The sequence below is a fragment of the Pseudoclavibacter sp. AY1F1 genome, assembly GCF_002931075.1.
GTDB lineage: Bacteria > Actinomycetota > Actinomycetes > Actinomycetales > Microbacteriaceae > Pseudoclavibacter.
In genome coordinates this window covers 17,712-38,663 of record NZ_PSTQ01000003.1, presented here as the reverse complement: position 1 = coordinate 38,663, position 20,952 = coordinate 17,712, and the positions used below count along the sequence as shown (strand labels likewise).

18 protein-coding genes are annotated in these 20,952 nt (G+C 67.2%); 9 read left to right on the top strand and 9 right to left on the bottom strand.

Translation table 11 applies throughout. From position 1 onward, the window contains the following. Positions 1-202: 202 nt before the first annotated feature. Complete coding sequence (locus C5B85_RS06375) at positions 203-1,672, top strand: MFS transporter (protein WP_258070625.1); 1,470 nt, start codon at positions 203-205, stop codon at positions 1,670-1,672. 221 nt (positions 1,673-1,893) lie between these two features. On the opposite strand, the gene C5B85_RS06370 is transcribed toward C5B85_RS06375, so the two are convergent. Beyond that, the gene (locus tag C5B85_RS06370; protein ID WP_104285205.1) at positions 1,894-3,168 is read right to left on the bottom strand and encodes an alpha-amylase family glycosyl hydrolase; all 1,275 of its coding nucleotides are present in this window, start codon (positions 3,166-3,168) and stop codon (positions 1,894-1,896) included. Between the two features lie 177 nt (positions 3,169-3,345). Here C5B85_RS06370 and C5B85_RS06365 point away from each other — a divergent pair, with 177 nt between their 5' ends. Together C5B85_RS06365 and C5B85_RS06360 are read left to right on the top strand one after the other, a co-directional pair. After that, a complete protein-coding gene (locus C5B85_RS06365) occupies positions 3,346-4,266 on the top strand; it encodes an aldose 1-epimerase family protein (protein ID WP_104285204.1) in 921 nt (306 codons plus the stop codon). Between the two features lie 154 nt (positions 4,267-4,420). Beyond that, a complete protein-coding gene (locus C5B85_RS06360) occupies positions 4,421-5,962 on the top strand; it encodes an HNH endonuclease signature motif containing protein (RefSeq protein ID WP_181064309.1) in 1,542 nt (513 codons plus the stop codon). Between the two features lie 375 nt (positions 5,963-6,337). Here the strand turns inward: C5B85_RS06360 and C5B85_RS06355 are convergent, their stop codons facing one another. Next, positions 6,338-7,267, bottom strand: coding sequence for an N-acetylglucosamine kinase (locus C5B85_RS06355; protein WP_181064308.1), 930 nt, complete (start codon positions 7,265-7,267; stop codon positions 6,338-6,340). A gap of 78 nt (positions 7,268-7,345) precedes the next feature. On the opposite strand from C5B85_RS06355, the gene C5B85_RS06350 reads away from it, so the two are divergent. From C5B85_RS06350 to C5B85_RS06335, 4 genes are all read left to right on the top strand, one after another. Then, positions 7,346-8,077, top strand: coding sequence for a hypothetical protein (locus C5B85_RS06350; RefSeq protein WP_104285201.1), 732 nt, complete (start codon positions 7,346-7,348; stop codon positions 8,075-8,077). 70 nt (positions 8,078-8,147) lie between these two features. Continuing rightward, the gene (locus C5B85_RS06345) at positions 8,148-9,086 is read left to right on the top strand and encodes a CoA ester lyase (protein WP_258070624.1); all 939 of its coding nucleotides are present in this window, start codon (positions 8,148-8,150) and stop codon (positions 9,084-9,086) included. A gap of 149 nt (positions 9,087-9,235) precedes the next feature. After that, a complete protein-coding gene (locus tag C5B85_RS06340) occupies positions 9,236-9,700 on the top strand; it encodes a peroxiredoxin (RefSeq protein WP_219819356.1) in 465 nt (154 codons plus the stop codon). 134 nt (positions 9,701-9,834) lie between these two features. Then, positions 9,835-10,548, top strand: coding sequence for a GNAT family N-acetyltransferase (locus tag C5B85_RS06335; protein WP_104285198.1), 714 nt, complete (start codon positions 9,835-9,837; stop codon positions 10,546-10,548). A 137-nt stretch (positions 10,549-10,685) separates the two neighbouring features. Here the strand turns inward: C5B85_RS06335 and C5B85_RS06330 are convergent, their stop codons facing one another. The 5 genes from C5B85_RS06330 to C5B85_RS06310 form a co-directional block, all read right to left on the bottom strand. After that, positions 10,686-11,882, bottom strand: a complete 1,197-nt coding sequence (locus tag C5B85_RS06330; RefSeq protein WP_219819355.1) for an ATP-binding protein — start codon at positions 11,880-11,882, stop codon at positions 10,686-10,688. 17 nt (positions 11,883-11,899) lie between these two features. Then, positions 11,900-12,382 carry a DUF3224 domain-containing protein gene (locus C5B85_RS06325; protein WP_181064307.1) on the bottom strand — a complete coding sequence of 161 codons (483 nt, stop codon included), beginning with the start codon at positions 12,380-12,382 and terminating at the stop codon, positions 11,900-11,902. Positions 12,383-12,494: 112 nt separating this feature from the next. Then, a complete protein-coding gene (locus C5B85_RS06320; RefSeq protein ID WP_258070622.1) occupies positions 12,495-13,262 on the bottom strand; it encodes an HAD hydrolase-like protein in 768 nt (255 codons plus the stop codon). 69 nt (positions 13,263-13,331) lie between these two features. Beyond that, positions 13,332-14,027, bottom strand: coding sequence for an endonuclease NucS (nucS, locus tag C5B85_RS06315; protein WP_104285195.1), 696 nt, complete (start codon positions 14,025-14,027; stop codon positions 13,332-13,334). Positions 14,028-14,146: 119 nt separating this feature from the next. Next, entirely contained in the window at positions 14,147-14,779 is a 633-nt protein-coding gene (locus tag C5B85_RS06310; protein WP_104285194.1) for a LysE family translocator, read from the bottom strand. A 134-nt stretch (positions 14,780-14,913) separates the two neighbouring features. Between C5B85_RS06310 and C5B85_RS06305 the strand changes: the two genes are divergently transcribed. Beyond that, a complete protein-coding gene (locus tag C5B85_RS06305; RefSeq protein WP_104285193.1) occupies positions 14,914-16,050 on the top strand; it encodes an ECF transporter S component in 1,137 nt (378 codons plus the stop codon). A gap of 7 nt (positions 16,051-16,057) precedes the next feature. On the opposite strand, the gene C5B85_RS06300 is transcribed toward C5B85_RS06305, so the two are convergent. Together C5B85_RS06300 and C5B85_RS06295 are read right to left on the bottom strand one after the other, a co-directional pair. Beyond that, positions 16,058-17,146 carry a hypothetical protein gene (locus C5B85_RS06300; protein WP_104285192.1) on the bottom strand — a complete coding sequence of 363 codons (1,089 nt, stop codon included), beginning with the start codon at positions 17,144-17,146 and terminating at the stop codon, positions 16,058-16,060. Between the two features lie 204 nt (positions 17,147-17,350). Beyond that, complete coding sequence (locus tag C5B85_RS06295) at positions 17,351-18,712, bottom strand: MATE family efflux transporter (protein WP_104285191.1); 1,362 nt, start codon at positions 18,710-18,712, stop codon at positions 17,351-17,353. A gap of 119 nt (positions 18,713-18,831) precedes the next feature. Between C5B85_RS06295 and C5B85_RS06290 the strand changes: the two genes are divergently transcribed. After that, complete coding sequence (locus C5B85_RS06290) at positions 18,832-20,844, top strand: M13 family metallopeptidase (RefSeq protein WP_104285190.1); 2,013 nt, start codon at positions 18,832-18,834, stop codon at positions 20,842-20,844. The last annotated feature ends 108 nt before the right edge of the window (positions 20,845-20,952 follow it).

The following is a 20,952-nucleotide window of genomic DNA, read 5'->3' as shown; positions in this document are numbered from 1 at the left end:
GTTTCTCGCCGATTTGATGCATTCGACTGGCGCGCTCGTCTGGCGCACTCGGACTTATGTGGACACCCGATGTGTTGCTAAGGTTGCCGATCTGTCGAGCGTCGCCGCTCGGGTAGGTCGAGGCGGCGACGTCCTCGGTCCGAGGCTTGAAACCTCCAGCACTCGATTTCTGAGAACCTGGAGGGTTTTCTTGTCTACTGACGTGTCTTCCGTCAAGCGTGCATCCGCGCCACGCACCATCTCGAAGTGGTGGGCACTTGCCGTGCTCGCTCTCACTCAGCTGGTTGTTGTGCTCGACGGCACGATCGTCACGATCGCCCTGCCGCAAGCGCAGATCGACCTCGGGCTCACGGATGTGCAGCGCCAGTGGGTCGTCACGGCCTACGCGCTGGTGTTCGGTGCATTGCTTCTTCTCGGCGGTCGCATCGCCGACTACTGGGGCCGGAAGCGCGCCTTCCTCGTCGGCATGATCGGCTTCGGGGCCGCCTCCGTGTACGGCGGCTTCGCTCAGAACGCCTTCGACCTGATCCTCGCTCGAGGCCTGCAGGGGCTCTTCGCGGCGCTCCTCGCGCCCGCCGCGCTTGCGCTGCTCACGGTGAGCTTCCCGTCCGGCAAGGAGCGCACAACTGCGTTCGCCGTCTTCGGCGCCATCGGTGGAAGCGGAGCCGCGGTCGGACTCGTGCTCGGCGGGGCGCTCACCGAGTTCGCCAGCTGGCGCTGGTGCCTGCTCGTGAACGTCTTCTTTGTCATCGCCGGCGTCATCGGGGCGCTCGTCGTGCTCAAGGAGAGCAAGGCAGAGGGCGACAACAAGTACGACCTCTGGGGCACGCTCACGGTGTCCCTCGGCCTCGGCTCGCTCGTCTACGGCTTCAGCCTCGCCGAGGAGGGCTGGGGTTCGCTCGGCACCATCGGCTTCCTCGCGCTCGGTGTCGTGCTGCTCGCCGCGTTCGTGTGGATCGAGACTCGTGTGGCCCAGCCGCTCCTGCCGCTGCGCGTCGTGCTCGACCGGGTCCGCGGAGGTGCGTTCCTCATCCAGGCGGTCATCGGCAGCGTGCTCATCGGCGCGACCATGTACCTGGCGCTGCATCTGCAGATCGTCATGGGCATGGAGCCGCTCGTCGCGGGCCTAGCGAACGTCGCCATGACGGTGGTCATCCTCGCGTGTGTCCCCGTCTGCGCGCGACTGCTCCCCAAGTTCGGACCTCGCCCCTTCATGATCCTCGGCCCGGTCATCGTCGCAGGCGGACTCCTTCTCCTCTCGGGTGTGACCGTCGACGGCAGCTACCTCACGCACATCCTGCCGGGCCTCGTGCTGCTCGGCATCGGCCTCTCCATGATCTTCGTGCCCCTGCAGAACCTTGCGCTGACGGGCGTCGAGCCGCACGACGCGGGCGCCGCGGCGGCGACCGTGAACTCGTCAATGCAGATCGGCGGCTCGATCGGCCTGTCCGTCTTCACCGTGTTCTACGCGAACGCCGTCGCCTCCGGTCTCGAGGCGGGCGAACCGCAGCTCGAGGCCTTCACCAACGGCTACTCGGCAGTGTTCCTGGCCGCGGCGGGCGCCATGCTCATCGCAGCCCTCATCACCGGCTTCATGATCAGAGGCACGAAGGATCGCCCGCTCGTGCAGCCGGAATCAGCGGAGCAGGACGCGGTCGTCTCGATGCACTGACGCCGGGTGTCCCGAGGCCGGGACTCCTGAGGTTGGCTGTCCAACTTCAGTGCGATATGCCTCGTTTCGAGGCGTTCTGAGCGCCTGAGCGTCGTTTGAGCACTGAAGTTGGACAGTCGTCACTGAGAGTCGTCACTGACAGTCGTCACCGAGAGTCGTCACTGGGAACCGTCACTGCGAGTCGCCCGACCTTGGAACGCGGTCCGATGGAACGCAAGTCGTTAGTCGCTGTCTGCCCAGCGCACGAAGGTGTGGGGGCCAACCTCGCGGCCGCCGAGCTGCACGGCGGCATCGTCGAGGTTCACCGCGAGGTGGGCGCGCTCATCGCCGCTTCCCTCGGCGATGAAGAGCGCCGCGGTGTTTGCCAGCTCCTCCGTGCGGATGCGCGCGGTCGTGAGCCACGGGTGTTGGCGTCTGAAGGCGATCGCATCACGGTGGGCCTGCGAGTAGGCGTTCTCCGGCCACTCTCCGGGGCTGGCCGGGAATTCCGGGCGGATGGCGTCGTCGCCGCCCGCCCGCTCCTCCTTGACGGCCTCGAGTCCTCGCTCGTCGCCCGCGTAGATGCTCGGGGCGCCTGAGAAGAAGAGGAGCATGGCGGTGGCGGCCGCATGGTTTCGCTCGTCGTCGATGGCGCTCGCGATGCGGGTCACGTCGTGGTTGCCGAGGAACGTCATCGGCAGGAAGCGCTCGACGAATGCGTTGTGCCGCTGCAGCGACCAGTCGAGCTCGAACAGGTTCTGCTCCTGCACGGAAGAGCGCAGCGCCTTCCAGAGTTCGTACTGGGTCACGGAGTCGAGGCCCGATTCCTCGACGTACTGCTCGTAGTCGCCGTGGATGACCTCTCCCACAAACCACGCATCCGGGAATCGCGTGCGCACAGGGTCGATCGTGGCGCGCCAGAAGAGCGGCGGCACCGCGTAGGCGGCGTCGAGGCGCCAGCCGTCCACTCCCCGCTCCAGCCAGTGCTGCATCGTGCGAGAGACATACTCGATGACCTCCGGATGCTGGTGGTTCAGCACCACAAGCGCGTCGTGACCCTCGAACACGTCGACGGCGAGCCCATCCACCTCACGTGCATCCTGGCCCCTGGCGAACCTCGCGGCGGCGGCGGAGTCCGGGCCGTCCTCGATAGCCTCACGCCACCACGGGTGGTCGCGGCCGACGTGGTTGAAGACGCCGTCCAGGAGAACTCGGATACCGCGCTCGCGGCACGCGGCTATGAGGGTGTCGAAGTCGTCGTCGTCGCCGAGCCGCGGGTCGATGCGGCGGTGGTCCACGGTGTCGTAACCGTGCGTCTGGGATGCGAACACAGGGCCGAGGAGCAGCCCGTTGAGGCCAAGCGCGACAAGCTCATCCAGCCATGCCGTGATCCGGTCGAGGCGATGCTCGACCGGCCCGGACAGTGCGCTGCGCGTCGTGTCAGCACCCACGAAGCCGAGCGGGTATACGTGCCACCAGAGCGCGGTCTGTGGCCAGGACTGGGGGGCTGTGGTCATCCCCCAAGGCTAGTGATGCGGGCTGGGAGGGGTGACGGGCTGCGACTGCTAAACGAGCGGCTCGGGCTGGTCTCTGCGACTTGCGGGTGCTGCCCTGTGGACGGCGCCGTTCGTACACGCGTCGGCATGAAAGACTGCCTTGGCCCTTCCCCCGACAGCACCTAGGAGTCTCCACAGATGTCGACCACACCGCGCTCAGGCTCCTCCTACTTTCTCTCGCACGGCGCCTACGAAGCTTCGATTTCCAGCATCGGGGCAACGTTGCGCGAGCTGACATTCCACGACAGGCACCTCGTGCATACCTTCGACATGGACGAAGTACGACCCGCCTATAAAGGGGCGACGCTCGCGCCGTGGCCGAACCGAATCATCGACGGTCGCTACCGCATCGATGGCCAGGAGCTGCAGCTTCCGCTTTCCGAGCCCAAGCGCGGGCACGCCCTGCACGGGCTCGCGCTCTGGCTCGACTTCGCTCCGGAAGACGTGGGTCCCGACTTCGTGCTCCTGACCGCGACGATCGAGCCGCAGACGGGGTACCCGTTCCGCATCGAAGTTCGCACCAGGTACGAGCTTGGCGATGATGGCCTCACCACAACGATCGAGCTGCGGAACGTGGGCGTGGGAACCGCGCCGGCTGGGGCATCCACGCACTCGTATCTTGTTGCGGGTGGCGGACAGATCGACGAGTGGACGCTCACGTCTCCGGCCCAGAAGCTCATGCACGCGCACGGTGCGAGGCTGCTGCCCGGCTCAGTCGTCTCTGTCGAGGAGGTCGCGGGGGCTTTCGACTTCCGTGAGGCTCGGCGCATCGGCGAGATGGAGATTGACCACGCCTTCACGGACGTCTTCGGCGACGGCGAGTCGGCGACGGTGACTCTCACGACGCCCGACGGTACTGGTGTCGGCATGACCTGGGGTACGGACGCGCCTTGGGTGCAGATCTTCACGAGTGATCAGCCCGGCATCGACTGGGACCGTCAGGCCGTCGCGGTTGAACCCATGACGTGCGCGCCGGATGCTTTCAATTCAGGGCTCGACCTGGCCTGGCTCGAGCCGGGGGAGAAGCTCGAGACGTCGCAGCGCATCTTCGGGATCTAACGTTCGTAACTAGATTCGATCTTTACAGGTAAATGCCAGGTCGTAAGCTGATCTCGCGGGAATCTCTGTTATGCTGGTGGTGATCTTGGGGGAGGTTACCGTGGCATCGGAGCCGGGGCAGGAAGCGCGTTGTTCGTCGTCGATGGAGACGGCTGTGGTTGATGCGCTCCTCGAGGCTCGAACCCAACTTTCCGGAGTTCCTGACGCGGAGATCGTGGTCGTGCTGCACGAGTTGGCGGCTCGTCGGCGGGTGTTGGATGCGGCGTTGGTGGAAGTGGCTGCCGAGATGCTCCGGCGGGAGGATGAGTCGCCGCGGTCGGAGACGGTCGCACGCAAGGCGGGGTTTCGGGATTTGGCCGGCATGGTTGAGCAGGTGCTCGGCGTGAAGCTGTTCGAGGCGAACACGCTCGTCAAGGTGGCTTCCGTGACGCGGGAGCGGATGGGGATGACGGGGGAGCCGATCCCCGCGAAGTTCGCAGCGGTGTCCCGGGCGGTTTCGTCGGGGGTGATGTCGGTGGCGCAGGCGGCCGCGATCACGAAGGGTCTTGAGCACACGCGTGACCGCGTCGACGTCGATGATCTCGCGTTGGCCGAGGCGGAGCTGGTGGCGTCGGCGTGTGGGGTGAACCCGGAGGATGAGCAGCCGGCGGTGCCGAAGGTGCTGGAGGTGCAGGCCGCGATGTGGGTGTCGTACCTGGATCCGGATGGTGACGAGCCGCGGTCGGAGAAGATCGCGGCGGAGCGGGGTTTGTGGTGGTCGCGGCGCGATGATGGGGCGATCACGGGCAAGTTCGTCGCGACGCCGGAGCAGGGTGAGCAGCTGATCTTGGATATTGACGCGCTCCTCTCGCCTCGCCGGGCGGTGGAGTTCCCCGCGGCGACGAGTTGCGGGGAGCCGCACGCCGCGGCCCTCGGCACGGACGGCGCGCCCCTCGACAGCGACGATGCCGGCGCTGACGCGGGCGCTGACGCGGGCTTTGACTCCGACGGCGTCGCCGCCAACGACGGCGACGGCGACGACCCTCGCAGCGACGACGACAACCACGAGCGCGGTGACGCCGAGGCTCCATTGGAGGATCTGCGCACGCAGCCGCAGCGGCGCATGGACGCGCTCGCCGCGATTCTGACGTCCTACGCCGAATCGACCGACGCGCCCCGCATCGGCGGGGAAGCGCCCACGCTCGTCGTCGTGACCACCGAAGCTGGAATCGAAGGGAACGCTGCGCGTCCCGAGGATGTGCCCCACTTCGAGCACACCGGCGAACCCGTCCCGGCGTCATTCGCCGCGAAAGTCATGTGCGACGGGTTCATCCGCGTTGCAGTCCGGGGCTCGAATGGGGAGATCCTCGACCTCGGCAGGCGCCGCCGGCTCTTCACAACAGGCCAGCGGCGGGCGATCTTCGTCAGAGACCGACACTGCCGAGCACCCGGATGCCGAGCGCCAGCACGCTGGTGCGAAACACACCACGCCGTGCCCTGGAGCGAAGGCGGACCAACCGACGTGAAAGACGGCATCCTGCTGTGCTCCTTCCACCACCACGAAGTCCACCGCGGCAGACTCACGCTCATCCTGGGCGCCGATGGCAGGTGGAGAGTCGTCGCGACCGTCGGCCACCACGTCCGACGCCGGACCCCACGGCGCCGCGTCTCCCAACGCACCGACGCGCCCCGACCCGACTGGAACCGCAGAACCTGAAGCCGCGGGATCTGAAGCCGCGGGATCTGAAGCCGCGGGATCTGAAGCCGCGGGACCTGATACCGCAGAACCTGAAGCCGCGGGATCTGAAGCCGCGGGATCTGAAGCTGCGGGATCTGAAGTCGCGGGATCTGAAGCCGCAGGACTAGAAACCGCAGGCTTAGAACCGCCGAACCGCCGACCGCCGAGTCGAGCACTTTCGAGTGTGCAGCTTGAGAGCAGCCAAACATCCCGCCAACCAACGAACACCAGCCGAATACCAGCCGAATACCAGCCGAATAAAGACCCAATAGCGACCGAATAGCAGACAGGCGAAGACACTCACGGGATACTCAGGCGCCGAATGGCCCGCAGATCATCCCTCTAGGAAGCCGTCTAGAGCGTCACGAACCCGATCGAGGCGATCAGAGCGTGGTCCTTCTCGAGGTGGGGGAGCATCGCCGCCCCATCGAGCGGGTGGCTCTCACCGACCGCCACCCGCGCCTCGGGGACCCGCTCGAGCAGCGAACTCCGGAAAGCTGCTGCGACGTGCGGAGACGAGAACACGTTGCCGATCGCTCGCACCTGCACCTCGGAGCGCCCACCGGGGAGTCCGACGCGGGCGAGTCCCGCCGCGACAGAGGCAGCGAGTTGGAACCCCGCAGATGCCAGGATCCCCGCCGCAACCGCATCCGTCTCCGCCAAGTCACCTACCGACCTCGCGAACGACGCGATGTGCCGCACCTTGCCCTCGTTCGTCTGCAGCGAAACGTACATGCTCGGCAGATCAGGGTGGTGCGCGAGCACAACCTCCGTGAGGGCCGTCTCGGGGCCACGACCGTCGAAGGCGCGCATCACCGCATCCAGGGCCGCCCGGCCGATCCAATAGCCGGAACCGGCGTCGCCGACGAGGTAACCCCACCCGTCAACCTGAGCGAGCCGCTCCTCACCGACCGCGAGCGTCACGACGCCCGTGCCCGCGGCGACAACCGCGCCGAGCTCCGAACCGAGCGCCCCGAGGAACGCCGAGATCGAGTCGTGCGCGACGAACACCCTCGCCACGCCGAACGGCTCGACCAGCAGGGCCAGCTCATCCGCGACCGTCTGCGCGTGCGTCACGCCGGAGACCCCGCCAGACACCGTGACCCCCGTCAGCCCAGAACCCCTCAACGACTGCTCGACGACGCTCGCGAGCTGCGGTGCCAACGGCAGATCAGTGCGGATGGCAGCAAAAGAGCGCACCTCACCGGAATCGATCTGCGAGCGGATGCCGCTCTGACCAGCGTCGATGGCAAGAACGGGCGCAGGGGGGAACGTCGTCGTCATGCACCGAATCGTATTGCAGTCCGGCATCGGGCAGAGGTACCCATGCCCGGAACCCGGCATCAGTTCTAGGGTGATCGCATGACAACACCCAACCAGTGGAACGGACAGCAGGGCCACGAACCCCGGCAGAACTCGCCCCAACAGGGCGCGTCCAGCTACGGCACTCCACCCACCGGTCAACCCGCGGCCTACAACGGGTACGGCCAAGCGGCCCCGGCATCCCAGGGATACGGGCAAGGTCAGGGATACGGGCAAGGTCAGGGACAGGAGCAGGGATACGCGCAGAACCCGTACGCCGGGGGATACGCGGCCAGCGACGGCAACTCGGGGCCAGCACAGCAGGTTCAGCCACCACAGCAGGTTCAGCCACCACAGCAGCCCACGGGCTACCAGCCCCCGACCGCCAACGGTTACGAGCAGCCCGGCGCCTACCCGCAGGCACGCCCATCGGCGCCGCGACAGCTCCTCACCTTCCCGACACTCCGCGAGGAGCTCTCCTTCTCGACCAACCGCTTCGGCATGATCTCGCTGGCGAGCGCGCTCGGCGGATGGATCCTCGCGACGCTGCTCTCCTTCATCATGAGCATCGTCGCGCGGTCTGGGAGCTTCGAGGTCTACGGGGTCCTGAATCCGGTGCAGACGATCCTTCAGATCCTGGCCGCGGCCGCCGCCGTCGTCTTCGGAGTGCTTGCACTGCGGGCCAGCGGATGGCGCAACATGCCCGCTGCCGTCGGCGCCGTTCTCGGGGTCGTCATGCTTGTCCCCGCGATCTTCTACTTCTTCCTCGGCCTCATTCCGTACTCCTACTGATCACCTTCCGCGGTCGTTCTTGTAGAGGTCCGCAAAAGGACGCAGCGTTTCGTCGTACTAAGCTCACACCTTGGCTGCGGAAAACGCGGCCGTGCGTGGTCGAGCCGGCCCGTGCAACACGTCGATGAATGAGGCGAGAGTTCTGAACGTTCCAGCGAGCCCCCACCCCAAGTCAACAGCCGGTCACGTTGTGCCGCCGGCAGACGCCAGGTCCTGGTTGCTCGTTCCGGCGTCCAGGCCGGAAGCGTTCGACGCCGCTGCGGAGTCCCGCGCCGACGTCGTGATTCTCGACATCGAGGACGCCGTCGACCCGAAGCACAAGGCGGCCGCGCGAGCCGACGTCATCTCTTGGCTCCAGGCGGGCAACTCCGCCTGGGTGCGCATCAACGACACCCTCTCCGACTTCTGGGCCGACGACGTCGACAAGCTCGCCGGTGTCCCCGGCCTCCTCGGCGTGGTACTCGCGAAGACCGAGCAGGCCGAGCAGGTCGTCAACACGTACCAGCGTCTCGGCGCGCGCATCCCAGTGGTGCCGCTCATCGAGTCCGCTCTCGGCCTCGAGGAAGCGACCAACATCGCTCGCGCAGACGGGGCCTTCCGTCTCGCCTTCGGCAGCGGTGACTTCCGCCGCGACACCGGCATGTGGGCAACGCGAGAGGCCATGGCCTACGCGCGCTCGCGCCTCACGGTCTCCTCGAAGGCGGCCGGCCTCCCGGGCCCCGTCGACGGGCCGACCACGGACGAGAGCCTCCGCGTGCTGCGCAACGAGTCCGAGTGGACCCTCGAGCACGGCATGACCGGCAAGCTCTGCCTCCGCCTCGAGCAGACCGCCGTCGTCAACGAGGTCATCTGCCCCCAGACGAGCGACATCCTCTGGGCGCGCGAGTTCCTCGCCGACTTCGACGCCTCCGGCGGCGTGGTCCGCGACGGCAGCGACCTGCCCCGTCTCGGCCGTGCCCGCAAGATCCTTCGCCTCGCGGAGGCCTTCGGCATCACCGTCGAGGTCTAGTCGCACCCGACAGGCAGCTCGACTGAAGGCCTGCGGGCCGCCTGCCACGGCTCACCCGCCGGGGACGTGACCCGCAGGCCGTTCTCAGGGGACCGTGGATGCACGCTCGCTAGAGTCGGCCAGGTCAGATTCCCGAGCGAGGAGCAATCTTGGTCACCACTCTCAGCGTCGGCGATAGCGCCCCAGATTTTGCGCTCACCGACCAGCACGGCGAGATCATCCGACTCAGCGACCTCGCCGGCTCGCCGGTTGTCGTCTACTTCTACCCGAAGGCCGGCACCCCGAAGTGCACGCAGCAGGCGTGCGACTTCCGCGACAATTTCGGAGCGCTGAGCGATGCCGCCGTCACGGTGCTCGGCATCTCGCTGGACCAGCCGCGAGAGCTCCTGAAGTTCGGTGAGGAGCAGCAGGTGCCGTACTCGCTGCTCAGCGACTCCGGGGCGACCGCCATGGAGTGGGGTGCGTGGGGGGAGCGGCCCGTCGCGGGAATCGCCGGCACCGGCGTCATCCGCTCGAGCTTCATCGTGGATGCGAACGGTGCTCTGTCGTACGTCGCCTACGACATCGACCCCAACGGCCACGTGCAGGAGTTGCGCGCGCAGCTTGGCGTCTAGGGATACCGCGAGCCCGGGACGCAATGTCGGGGGCCGCTGTTGGAGGCAACTGACCGTAACCGTCGGTCACGGCGCCCACCGTCGATGCCGGTGTGCGTGACAATCAGAGACACATCCACTGTCTCGAGGACCACATGACCGACACCACCACCGCCCCCACCTCCGCGCTCGATAACTCCGTGCTCGACAACCCCGCGTGGCATTCGCTGACCGGTGCGCACGCGCACCTCGCGATCGGCGGAGACCTCGTGAAGCGGTACCCGGCGGACGTTTCGCCGTTTCTCGGCGTGCGCTCCTGGGATGAGCCAGGCGTCTGGGATGCGATCGCCGAGCTCCTCGGTTCCGGAGCAGAACTCGCGATCTCCCACGCAGACCCCGTTGTGCCTGCAGGGTGGGCGCAGACCTGGCGGGGCGAGGGCGTGCAGCTGATCCAGACGCCGCGACTGCAGACCAGGCCGGACGACGAGGTCGTCGAGCTCGGTGCCGACGACGCCGCCGACATGCTGGCGCTCGTCGAGCGGAACCAGCCAGGGCCTTTCCTGCCGCGCACCTACGTGATGGGTCGCTACATCGGCATCCGCCGTGATGGCAAGCTCGTCGCCATGGCGGGGGAGCGCCTCCACCCCGCGGGGTGGACGGAGATCAGCGCCGTCGCCACCGACGCCGACTACCGACGCCAGGGCCTCGCCTCTCGCCTCGTGCTCGACGTCGCCTTCCACATCCAGGAGCGCGGCGACAAGGCCCTCATGCACGCCGCCGCAACCAACACTGGCGCTATCGCGGCCTACGAGAAGCTCGGCTTCGAGCTGCGCCGCGCAACGCCGTTCACCGGCGTGCGCGTTCCGTGACCGGTTCCCCGCAGCGCTGAGGTGTCTGCCTGAGTTGTCTGCCTGAGTCGTCTGCCTGAGCTGTCCACCCGACCCGCCGCCCTGACCCGGTCTCCGGCAGGCCTGACGGGCCCCCAGAGCGGGCCCCTGGGGCGTCGCTACTCGTCGTCGGCAGGGGGCGGCGGGAACGCGCGACCCTGCGGCAGCGCGATGGCCTCGCTTACGACGTGCTCCCTGAGGTACTCGCGCAGGTACGGGGTCGTGAACTGCACGCTGCCGTAGCCCGCCGGCTCGATGATGCCGGCGTTGATGAGCCGCTGCCGGTACACACCCACATAGCCCGCCTTGGCGCGCATCCGTAGCCTGATGTCGCTCGAGAGGGAGGGCCCCTCGTCGCTTGCCATCGCGGCCAGGTAGGTGCGGTCGCCGACGGACAGCGCCGCCATCGTCGGCTCGTAGATGTACTGGCCCATCGCCTGTCTCGCGAGTCGAACAGCCCGGCGCGCGTGCGCGAGCTGCATGCGCTCGGCGTCGCCGGCTTCCTGCCACGACTTCGAGCCGATGAACTGCACAAGGAACGGGTAGCCCTGCGTGCCACGGACCGCATAGTCGAGGGCGTCGTCGTCGATGGTGCGCCCACCTTCGGTAATCGGCGCCGAAAGGGCCCTCACCGACGCCTCGAAACTGAGCTGACCGAGCTCCTGTACATGCGCGCGGCGAAGGAACGTCAGCATTCGGTCGCTGCGCAGCTCGTTGATGTTCGGCTTGAGACCGGCGCCCACGAACGCGACGTCGAGGCCCTCACGAAACGCGTGCTGCACGACTGTGGTGATCTCGCGGAGGTCGTCGATCGCGCCCCGATGGATCTCATCCACCGTGATGAGCACCCCCGTGCCGTTCGGCGCGAGCAGACCCGTGAGCGCCGTCAACTGCGACCGCATGTTCGCGACTGGCCTGTGTCGGTCCTCGACCGTTGAGACGAACCCGCCGGAGCTCATCGGCAGGGTGACACCCGTGATGCGGCGCTTGCTGGCCTTCGGGTCGTGCTCGGCGAGCAGTTTTGGGAGTGCTTCCGTCGTGATGCGCTCCGCGAGTCCCTTCGTGGCCGTCTCCGAGATCACCAGCCAGCCACGCGACACGGCGATGTCCTCGAGCGCGTTGAGCATGACCGTCTTTCCGACGCCGCGAAGCCCGGTGACCAGTGTCGCCCGCCCCACCTCACCGGGGGTGCCGTCGATCGCCGCTTCGAAGGAAGCCAGCATGGTCGACCGCCCGACCAGCAACGGAGGCGTGACCCCGAAGGACGGGGTGAACGGGTTCGGGCGTGCGGATGCGGCTCCCGCTTTTGCTGGCACGGCCTACCGGTTTCCGATCAGCCCTCGGACTTCGGCGTACCCGCCTCGACCTCGCCCGCGAACACCTCGCCGTCGATCTCGACCTCATCGGCGTCGTCGAACTCGATCTCGAGCACAAGCGTGTGGTCGTCGCCTCGGGCGATGATCTCTCCGGTGCCGCTCACACCAGTCAGCTCTGCCGTGCCGGAGTCGGGCACGATGTGCAGCAGTCCGCCCCCAGCAGCTGGCCGGCCCCGAGCGACCGTATTCGCGTGCCAGAACGCGAGTGTGCCCGTCTTGCCCGCGATCGTGCCCTCGAACGCGTCGATTGCGACGTACGTGCCAGAACCGTGCTTCTCGTTGAAGGCACCCGCGAAGAGCACTTCGCTTCGCCCCTCAATATCGCCGCCCGAGATGGCACGGACGATGAACGCCCCGCCGAGCGGGGCTGCGGTCTCGATGCCGACAGCACGGCCGTTTGAGTCCCAGGCTTCGATGGTGAAAGAGCTTTCTACGCGCATGCCCCGAGGATACGACGGGCCACCGACAAAGCGACTGGAAGGAGGGAACTCGGTGTCCATGACTGGCCGAGTCGGTCCGGAGACAGGGCGGTCAGACCATCCTGAGACTGATTCAGCCCAGCGACAGGAAGGTACGGAGTCGCTCAGCCGAATCCGCGACGCCCACCGAGCCCTCTTCTTCGCCAAGGCGGCCGTAGCCCCACGAGACGTAGACGGCGGGGACCGCGTGCGCGGCGGAACCCTGCACGTCGTAGAAGCGGTCGCCGATCATGAGCACGTTGCTGAGGTCGACCCCGGCCACCTCAAGGCGACGGAGCGCCTCCTCGATGACGTCGGCCTTCGCCGAACGAACCTCATCGTCTGAGGCGCCGGTAATCGTCAGGAACTGGTCGGCGACGCCGTAGCTCTGGAGGATGACCGCAGCTGAGCTCTCCGGCTTGCTTGTCGCCGTCGACTGAGGGATACCGGCTGCGTGGACATCGCGGATGACCTGCAGGACACCTGGGTACGGGTCCCCGATGAACGAGTCGGACTCGCGGTAGATGGTCCGGTACCGTTCCGTCGCCTCGATGGGATCGAGCCCGTAGGCGGCGAACGTCTCGTGGATGGGCGGGCCGACGTGCTTGAGCAGCTCGGCGTCGCTTGGGATCGGCAGGCCATAGCTGGAGAGCGTGGCGCGCAAGCTGTTCAGGATGCCGGGCGCCGAGTCGCTGATGGTGCCGTCGAGGTCCCAGAGGATCGCCGTGAACGGGGCCACGCCCGTGCCGCGCTTGAGGTCAACGCGTCGCGTATCGCGAGTCGCCGCTGGCTGGACGACCGGGGTCGGCTGAGGCTCGACGGGGATCGGGCCGGTCATTTCAGTGGAACGTGTGTGCGTCATGTTCGAGCCAGTGTAGTGAGCGGTGGCCGAGCAGAAGGCGACAGCTCCCTGAACGGTTGGGGTGGCCTGCTAAAACAGGCGCATGTGGCGCGGGTCGACGCCGCGCATCTCGTCGTAGTCGAGGATGACGCAGCGGATGCCACGGTCCTCCGCCAGCGTGCGCGCCTGCGGCGCGATTTCCTGCGCCGCGAAGACACCGGAGACGGGGGCGAGCAGGGGATCGCGGTTCATGAGCTCGAGGTAGCGCGTGAGCTGCTCGACGCCGTCGATGCCACCTCGCCGCTTGATCTCGACGGCGACGGAAGCTCCGTTCCCGTCGCGCGCGAGGATGTCGACGGGGCCGATGGCCGTCATGTACTCGCGACGCACGAGCGCGTGCCCGTCTCCCAGGAGATCGATCTGGTCGGCGAGGAGCTTCTGCAGGTGTGCCTCGACGCCATCCTTCTCGAGGCCAGGGTCCTTGCCAAGCTCGTGGGAGTGGTCGCTGAAGACCTCACCGATCGTGACGAGCAGCTGGTCACCGGTCTTCGTCTGCGTGACCCGCCAGAGGGCCGTGATGCCAGCCTCGGCTTGTGTCGCATCCGGTGCCTCTTCCACGATCGAGCACGGGGCGCTCATCCAGTTGAGCGGCTTGTAGCTGCCGCCGTCCGAGTGCACAAGAAGGCTGCCGTCGGCCTTTCGCATGAGCACCCGAGGGGCCATGGGCAGGTGGGCGGTGAGACGGCCGATGTAATCGACGCTGCAGTTCGCAATAACAAGACGCACCTCACGAGGGTAATCGCTTGGGATGCGCCGAGCGGTCGTGCGCGCCGGTGCGGCTTCCGACGCTGCCGCCCTCTCGTTGCTCGCTGGCTCTTCGTCCCGGGTTGGCTCTTCGTCCCGGGTTAGCTCTTCGCACCCGAGAGGGCGAGCACGCCTCCGAGGCCGATCATCATGGCGCCGCCCGTGGCAGACATGCCTGAGATGCGTTTGGGGGACCTGGCGAACCACTCGCGGGCGGTCCCGGCCGTGAGTGCCCAGATCCCGTCGAAGATGAGGGCGAGCAGGAGGAAGCAGACGCCGAGCTCAAGCAGCTGCGACCAGGCTGGCCCCGCCGTCGGCGACACGAACTGCGGCAGCACCGCGACGAAGAACGCGATCGTCTTCGGGTTGGTGCTACCGACGATGAACCCCTGCGTGAGAAGCTTGAAGGCGCTCGCGGGCTGCGGCGCCTCCTCGGTGAGGTGCGCGTTCCGGTTGCGGATCGCTTGCACGCCGAGCCAGACGAGGTAGATGGCGCCGAGGATCTTGATGATCGTGAATGCCACGATCGACGACGCGACCAGCGCGCCGACGCCGAGTGCCACGGCGAGCACGGCGGGGATCATCCCGATCGCATTGCCGACGACGCTGAGGACTCCCGCCCGACGGCCGAGCGCGATCGACCGCCCGATGACAAACAGCACACTCGGCCCCGGGATGAGGATGAGCAACACCGACGCGATGGCGAACGCGAGCAGGCTTTCGAGCGGGACCATGACGAGAACGTACCCCGCGGGGGTTCCGAACGCGAGGACTTCTCACGATACGGTTACGCCCGCCGCCTGGAAGCCGAAGAGGCGACTCTCGCGCTGATATCTTGAGAATCGGCCAGCCTGTCTGGGCGAGACAGGTGGGCGACAACGTGGCGGACGCCGAGGGGCGAGAGACCTGCGACTCCGTCGTCGCGGATCTTCGTCGCCTGCGCGCCGCATCTGGCGGGGTGACCTTCGCGGAGATCGCGCTCCGCATCCAGGAGAATCGCCGCCGCAAGGGCGGCCCCGATGTGCCGCCAGGGCCCGCCAGAACCACGGTCTACGATGCCTTCCGACCGGGTCGCGCTCGGCTCGACTCCCGTCTGGTCGGCGAGATCGTGGAGGCACTCGAAGTACCTGTGGAGTCCGTTCCGAGGTGGGTCGAGCGTGCGAGTGCCGCTCGCCCGTCAAGTTCCGACCTCGGTCTCGACGAAGCGAAGCCGGCTCTGGAGAGCGCTCCCGCCGTTCGTGCTGAGCACATCGAGTCGGTGCCAGATCGGCCGGTGGTCCCTCGAGGACCAAATTTGGATGTCACCGGGCAGACCGAGCTGCCCGGTCAGGCAGACGAGCACACCCAGGGAGCGAAGCGTCCATTCACCTGGGGCCTTGTCCTCGGCGTGATGGCCCTCAGCATCCTGATCAACCTGTTCGGGCACTTCGTCGTCGCGGCCTTCCGGCTGCCCCTCTTCTTCGACATGGTCGGCACCGCCATCACTGCCATCGCCATCGGCCCGTGGGCGGGGGTCATCGTCGCCGTCGCGAGCAATACCGGCGGGGTCTGGCTGAGCGGCCCGCAGTCGCTCTTCTTCTCGCTCGTCAACATCACGGGCGCGCTCGTATGGGGGTATGGGGCGCGACGGTTCCGGATGGCGTCCAGCATTCCGCGCTTCTTCCTGCTCAACATCATCGTCGCGGTCTGCTGCTCGGCCGTCGCGGTCCCGATCATCCTCATCCTCTTCCACGGAGGTACCGGCCACGCCGCCGAGAACGTCGTGTGGACGCTGCAGATGCTCGGGCAGCCGCAGGGCCTCGCCGTACTCTCCTCGAACCTCGTCGCGTCGGTCACCGACAAGCTCATCTGCGGCTTCGTCGCGCTCGCGGTGATCGCCTTCATCGCGCAGCGCTGGACGATTCCGTGGCTGAACGGGGGAGGCGGCGAGGGTGCGGATCTCGTCGATCTCTCGAAGGGGCCCTTCGAGTCACGCGCCGACGAGACGCACCGAACGCCGCACTGACCGTCCCTCAGGCAGGGATCACCCCGTAGACGTAGGCGAACTCGGTTGTGCGCTGGTCGCGGTCGTTGTTGTCGGCCGGGGTGAAGCCGACGTGCCCTGCCGTCGAGGGCACGTCGTATCCGCCGAGCGACGGAGCGTCGTAGACGACGTCGAACTCGAGGGCGTCGCCGGCGTTCAGCGGCGCGCCGAGCTCGGCGAGCAGCTCCTGCACGCTCGACCATGCCTGGCGCTCCGGCGCGGTGACGGTCTGCAGGAAGGCTGATGTCGGGGCGCCGTTGAGCCGAACGTTGGCGATGGAAAAGGCGGTCGTCGAGCGGTAGTCGAACCTGACGACGGCTGACCCGGAAGCTGGGAGCGGTCGGGGTCCGATGGAGGTGATCTTCACAGAAGTGGGTCGGCTCGTGCGGGCCGGTCCAGTCCCGAGCGGTGCCGTCTCGAAGGTCGCCTCGGTCTGGGCCGCGTAGGGAGACGCAGGCTCGAGATCGCTCTTGCCGACGCCCTGGAGGACGTTGTTGTCCGTCTTCGTCTCGGCCGCGAGCGAGGTCGCGCTCACGCGAGACCCGATGAGCTTCTCGGGGTCGTACGCGTCGTTCGGGTACCGGAGGAGCACCGTCGACTCGACGACCAGCGCGACGGCTCCCGTCGGGAACATCGGATCCTCCGACTCGTTCACGGGGACGGAGACGGGCACGAGCCACCGGTACTCGGTGCGAGTCCCCGTGACGATCGTTTCGACGTCGTCGACGTAGGTGGGCTCCGTCGAACCGGCAACGCGATATCCGACGCGGTCAAGGACGGCGAGCTCGTTGTCGACCGTGTAGCTGGCGCGGAATCCTTCGACGGGGGATGGCTGGTCGCCGAAGTTCGCGACGGCGAAATTGCTCAGCGGCGTGTACGACGAGTAGCGCTGCGTGTAGTCGGGTGTGAAGAGCGGAAGCGTCTCGCCGAACTGCAGGCCGACGATCGCGAGATCGAACCCTGCGGTTGTTGTGCTCGCCGACGCCATCGGCACTCCGACCGCCAACGAGACGAGGGGGATGCTCCACGCCCCCGCCGTGACGACCGAGCGGCGAGTGGGGAGGTTGCTCTCGGTCACACCGATATTCGAAGGAAGGGATGCACGCATTGTGGAACTCCAAAGGGAATCTGTTCGCGCCGGCGTCAGATGTGCACAGCGACGGCGAGCCCGGGGTCGGCTCGATTCCCCCACATTTGCAGGAAAATCCCCGGGTGGCGATGGGGAGAACTCCCCGGTTTCCCGTTTCGAATCCCGGAATTCGGCCTGCGTGCGGACCGCCGACTACCTCGAAGCGCCGGGCACGAGCCACTTCGCGCCGCGCTCGCGGGCCCCGAGCACCAGCGCCCGCGCACCCATCGTGCCGATGGTGAAGGAGGCCCAGAGGAGCCCGAGTCCCACCGCGCCCTGCATCCCGAGAGGCAGCACGACAGCCACCCCTATGACCAGCACCAGCAACGGCGGGATGCCCGCGAGGGCGAGGTAGCGCACGTCGCCGGCGCCGATGAGGATGCCGTCGAGCACGTACACGAATCCGGCTATCGGGGTGCCGGCCGCGAGGATGAGGAAGCCGAGAGGCAGGAGCGCGAGCACGGCGGGGTCGCTCGTGAAGACGTAGCCGAGCACCCAGGCGAGCGCCGCGAAGACAACCGCGAGAATGACGCCGAACCGGAAGCCCCACTGCTTGAGGCGGCGAGAGATGGCCGTCACCTTCTTGGTGTCGCCAGCGCCAAGGGCGTGCCCGACCATCGCTTGCCCTGCGATCGCCAGCGCGTCGAGCGTGAACGCGATGAGGCTGTTGACGGAGAGCAGGATCTGCAGTGAGGCCAGTTCGGCGACTCCCTGCTGCCCGGCCGCCCACACGAGCACCACGAGGGAGGCGCGCAGCGTGAGCGTGCGGAGCACCATGAAGGCGTTTGCCGAGAACACGATGCGGGGGTCGCCGATGCCCGGCCGAAGCGAGACACCGACCTCACGACCAGCCCGTATCGCGATGACGATGTAGACGACCGCCATGCCCCACTGCGCGATGACGGTGCCTATCGCGGAGCCGGCGATGCCCCAGCCGAGCCCGTAGATGAACACCGCGTTGAGGGCGGCATTGACGGCGAAGCCTGCGATGGCGACGACAAGCGGGACCTTCGTGTTCTGCAGGCCACGAAGCAGACCCATCGCGGCGATCACCAGCAGCATCGCCGGCAAGCCCCACAGGCTCAGGGAGAGGTACGTGTTCGCGGCGTCGATTGCGCCGGGGTCGCTCGTGAAGACGCCGACGAGCGGGGCGCTCAGCGGTAGGCCGACAACAAGCAGCACGACGCCGCAGAACGCGGCCAGCCACATGCCCTCGATGCCGGCGCGAATCGCCCCGGGCCGGTCTCCGGAGCCGAGAAGCCTGGCTACGACGGGGGTTGTCGTGTACGCCAGGAACACCATGATGCCGACAACCGTGTGAAGGATTGTCGCAGCGACCCCGAGGCCAGCGAGAGCGGTATCGCCGAGGTGCCCGACGAGCGCCGTGTCGGTGAGCAGGAAGAGTGGCTCTGCGACAAGGGCGCCGAAGGCGGGAACCGCGAGTGTCAGGATGCTGCGGTCGAGCGCGCGTGCGTCGGTGCGGCTTTGAGAGGAAGGGTTCCCGGATGCGCGCACTCGGCCATTGTTGCAGGGCACGGGTGCTGTCACACGCGGGCGAGATCCACGTGACTCAGCGTGTTCGCCCTGAGGTGATCTCAGCGCCAGTGTCGGCGGGGTGTTCTAGCCTGAGGGACATGTCACAGACGGACGACCTCGCCTCCACCGCTCCCGCAACCGAGCAGCTCTCCTCGGGCATCGACCTCGAGGCGCTCGACGCCTCGGTTCGCCCCGCCGACGACCTGTTCAGGCACACCAACGGCAAGTGGATCGCCGCCACCGAGGTGCCCGCGTATCTGCCGGCCTACGGCAGCTTCATCCAGTTGCGGGAAGACGCCGAGAAGGCGGTCCTCGACATCCTCGAGAGCGGCAAGGACGCCGAACCGGGCACGGAACTCCGCAAGGCGGCCGACGCCTACGCCGCCTTTATGGACGAAGAGAAGCTCGAGGCGCTCGGCTTCGACCCTGTCCGCCCAGACATCGACCGCGTGCTGGCTGCGTCAACGATCAACGAGTTCCTGCACGTGCTCGGCGACCTCGAGCGCACCGGCCTCGGCTCGTTCGTGTCGGCCTACGTCTACCCCGACCTCAAGTCGCCCGCCGAGTACGCCTTGTACTTCGAGCAGTCCGGCCTCGGGTTGCCAGACGAGAGCTATTACCGCGAGGAGCAGTACGCGGAGATCCGCGAGCAGTACACGGCGCACATCGCGCGCATGCTCGGCCTCGCCGGTCTGCCAGACGCTGGAGAGCGAGCAGCCCGAGTGTTCGCGCTCGAGACCGAGATCGCCAAGCTGCACTGGGACGTCGTCAAGTCCCGCGAGGCTGAGCTCGCCTACAACCCGCGCACCTTCGAGGAGCTCAACTCGGCCTACTCGAACGTCGACTTCGTCGGCTGGACCTCCCGTTGGGGCGCCCCCGCCGGCGCTCTGGATCGTGTCATCGTGCGTCAGCCGGACTTCTTCGAGGGCGTCGCTGGCCTCCTCACGGAAGAGCACCTCGAGGCGTGGCGGGACTGGCTCGTCTGGGGTATCGCCTCCCAGTACTCGGGCATCCTCGCCCCGTCGGCCTCTGCCGCCAACTTCGAGTTCTACGGCAAGACCCTCCAGGGCACTCCAGAGCAGCGCGAGCGGTGGAAGCGCGGCACCGGCCACGCGGAGGGCAAGCTGCCGGAAGCCATCGGCAAGGCCTACGTCGAGCGGCACTTCTCGCCGACTGCCAAGGCCAAGATGCTCGAGCTCGTCGGCTACCTGACGGGCGCCTACCGCGCATCCATCACCGAACTCGAGTGGATGAGCCCCGAGACGCGTGAACGCGCCCTCGACAAGCTCGAGAAGTTCGTCACCAAGATCGGCTACCCCGACCGCTGGCGTGACTACTCCGACCTCGAGATCAAGGACGACGACGTCGTCGGCAACTCGCGTCGTGCATCCGTCTACGAAGCAGGCTACGAGTTCGCGAAGCTCGGCACCCCCGTGCGGCGCGACGAGTGGATGATGCCGCCGCAGACTGTCAACGCCTACTACTCGCCGGGCGAGAACGAGATCGTCTTCCCCGCCGCGATCCTCCAGCTGCCGTTCTTCGACGAGCACCGTGACCCGGCCGCGAACTTCGGAGCGATCGGCGCCGTCATCGGCCACGAGATCGGGCACGGCTTCGACGACCAGGGTTCCAAGTACGACGGAGACGGACGCCTGGAAGACTGGTGGACCTCTGACGATCGCACCGCCTTCGAGCAGCGCACGCGAGCTCTCATCGACCAGTACAACGAGCTCTCACCGGAAGGCACCGAAGGCCAGAAGGTCAATGGAGAACTCACGATCGGCGAGAACATCGGCGACCTCGGCGGACTCGGCATCGCCTGGAAGGCGTACCGCGCCTACCGGGCAGACGCCGGCTTCAGCCCCGACGACGAGAACATCATCGACGGGCTGACGGCAGCTCAGCGCTTCTTCCTCAGCTGGGCACAGGCCTGGCAGCAGAAGGCGCGCCCCGAGTACGCCAAGCTGCTCCTCGCGGTCGACCCGCACTCGCCGGCCGAGTTCCGCTGCAACCAGATCGTCCGCAACGTCGACGCTTTCTACGACGCGTTCGACGTCACCGAGAATGACGCCCTCTGGCTGGCACCGGAAGCCCGCGTGACGATCTGGTAGCCAGCCCAATCGTCCGCAACAGGGTAACGCCCTCCGCGATGGACATCCATCTCGAAGGGCGTTCTGTTGCTGTCGTGGCCTCACCCCTCCGACTCCGGATGAGTTCGG

Bases quoted from the DNA above. Each gene is read 5' to 3' on its own strand.
- C5B85_RS06370 (WP_104285205.1), bottom strand. From the start codon at position 3,168: ATGACCACAGCCCCCCAGTCCTGGCCACAGACCGCGCTCTGGTGGCAC.
- C5B85_RS06365 (WP_104285204.1), top strand. From the start codon at position 3,346: ATGTCGACCACACCGCGCTCAGGCTCCTCCTACTTTCTCTCGCACGGC.
- C5B85_RS06355 (WP_181064308.1), bottom strand. From the start codon at position 7,267: ATGACGACGACGTTCCCCCCTGCGCCCGTTCTTGCCATCGACGCTGGT.
- C5B85_RS06350 (WP_104285201.1), top strand. From the start codon at position 7,346: ATGACAACACCCAACCAGTGGAACGGACAGCAGGGCCACGAACCCCGG.
- C5B85_RS06335 (WP_104285198.1), top strand. From the start codon at position 9,835: ATGACCGACACCACCACCGCCCCCACCTCCGCGCTCGATAACTCCGTG.
- C5B85_RS06325 (WP_181064307.1), bottom strand. From the start codon at position 12,382: ATGCGCGTAGAAAGCTCTTTCACCATCGAAGCCTGGGACTCAAACGGC.
- C5B85_RS06320 (WP_258070622.1), bottom strand. From the start codon at position 13,262: ATGACGCACACACGTTCCACTGAAATGACCGGCCCGATCCCCGTCGAG.
- C5B85_RS06310 (WP_104285194.1), bottom strand. From the start codon at position 14,779: ATGGTCCCGCTCGAAAGCCTGCTCGCGTTCGCCATCGCGTCGGTGTTG.
- C5B85_RS06290 (WP_104285190.1), top strand. From the start codon at position 18,832: ATGTCACAGACGGACGACCTCGCCTCCACCGCTCCCGCAACCGAGCAG.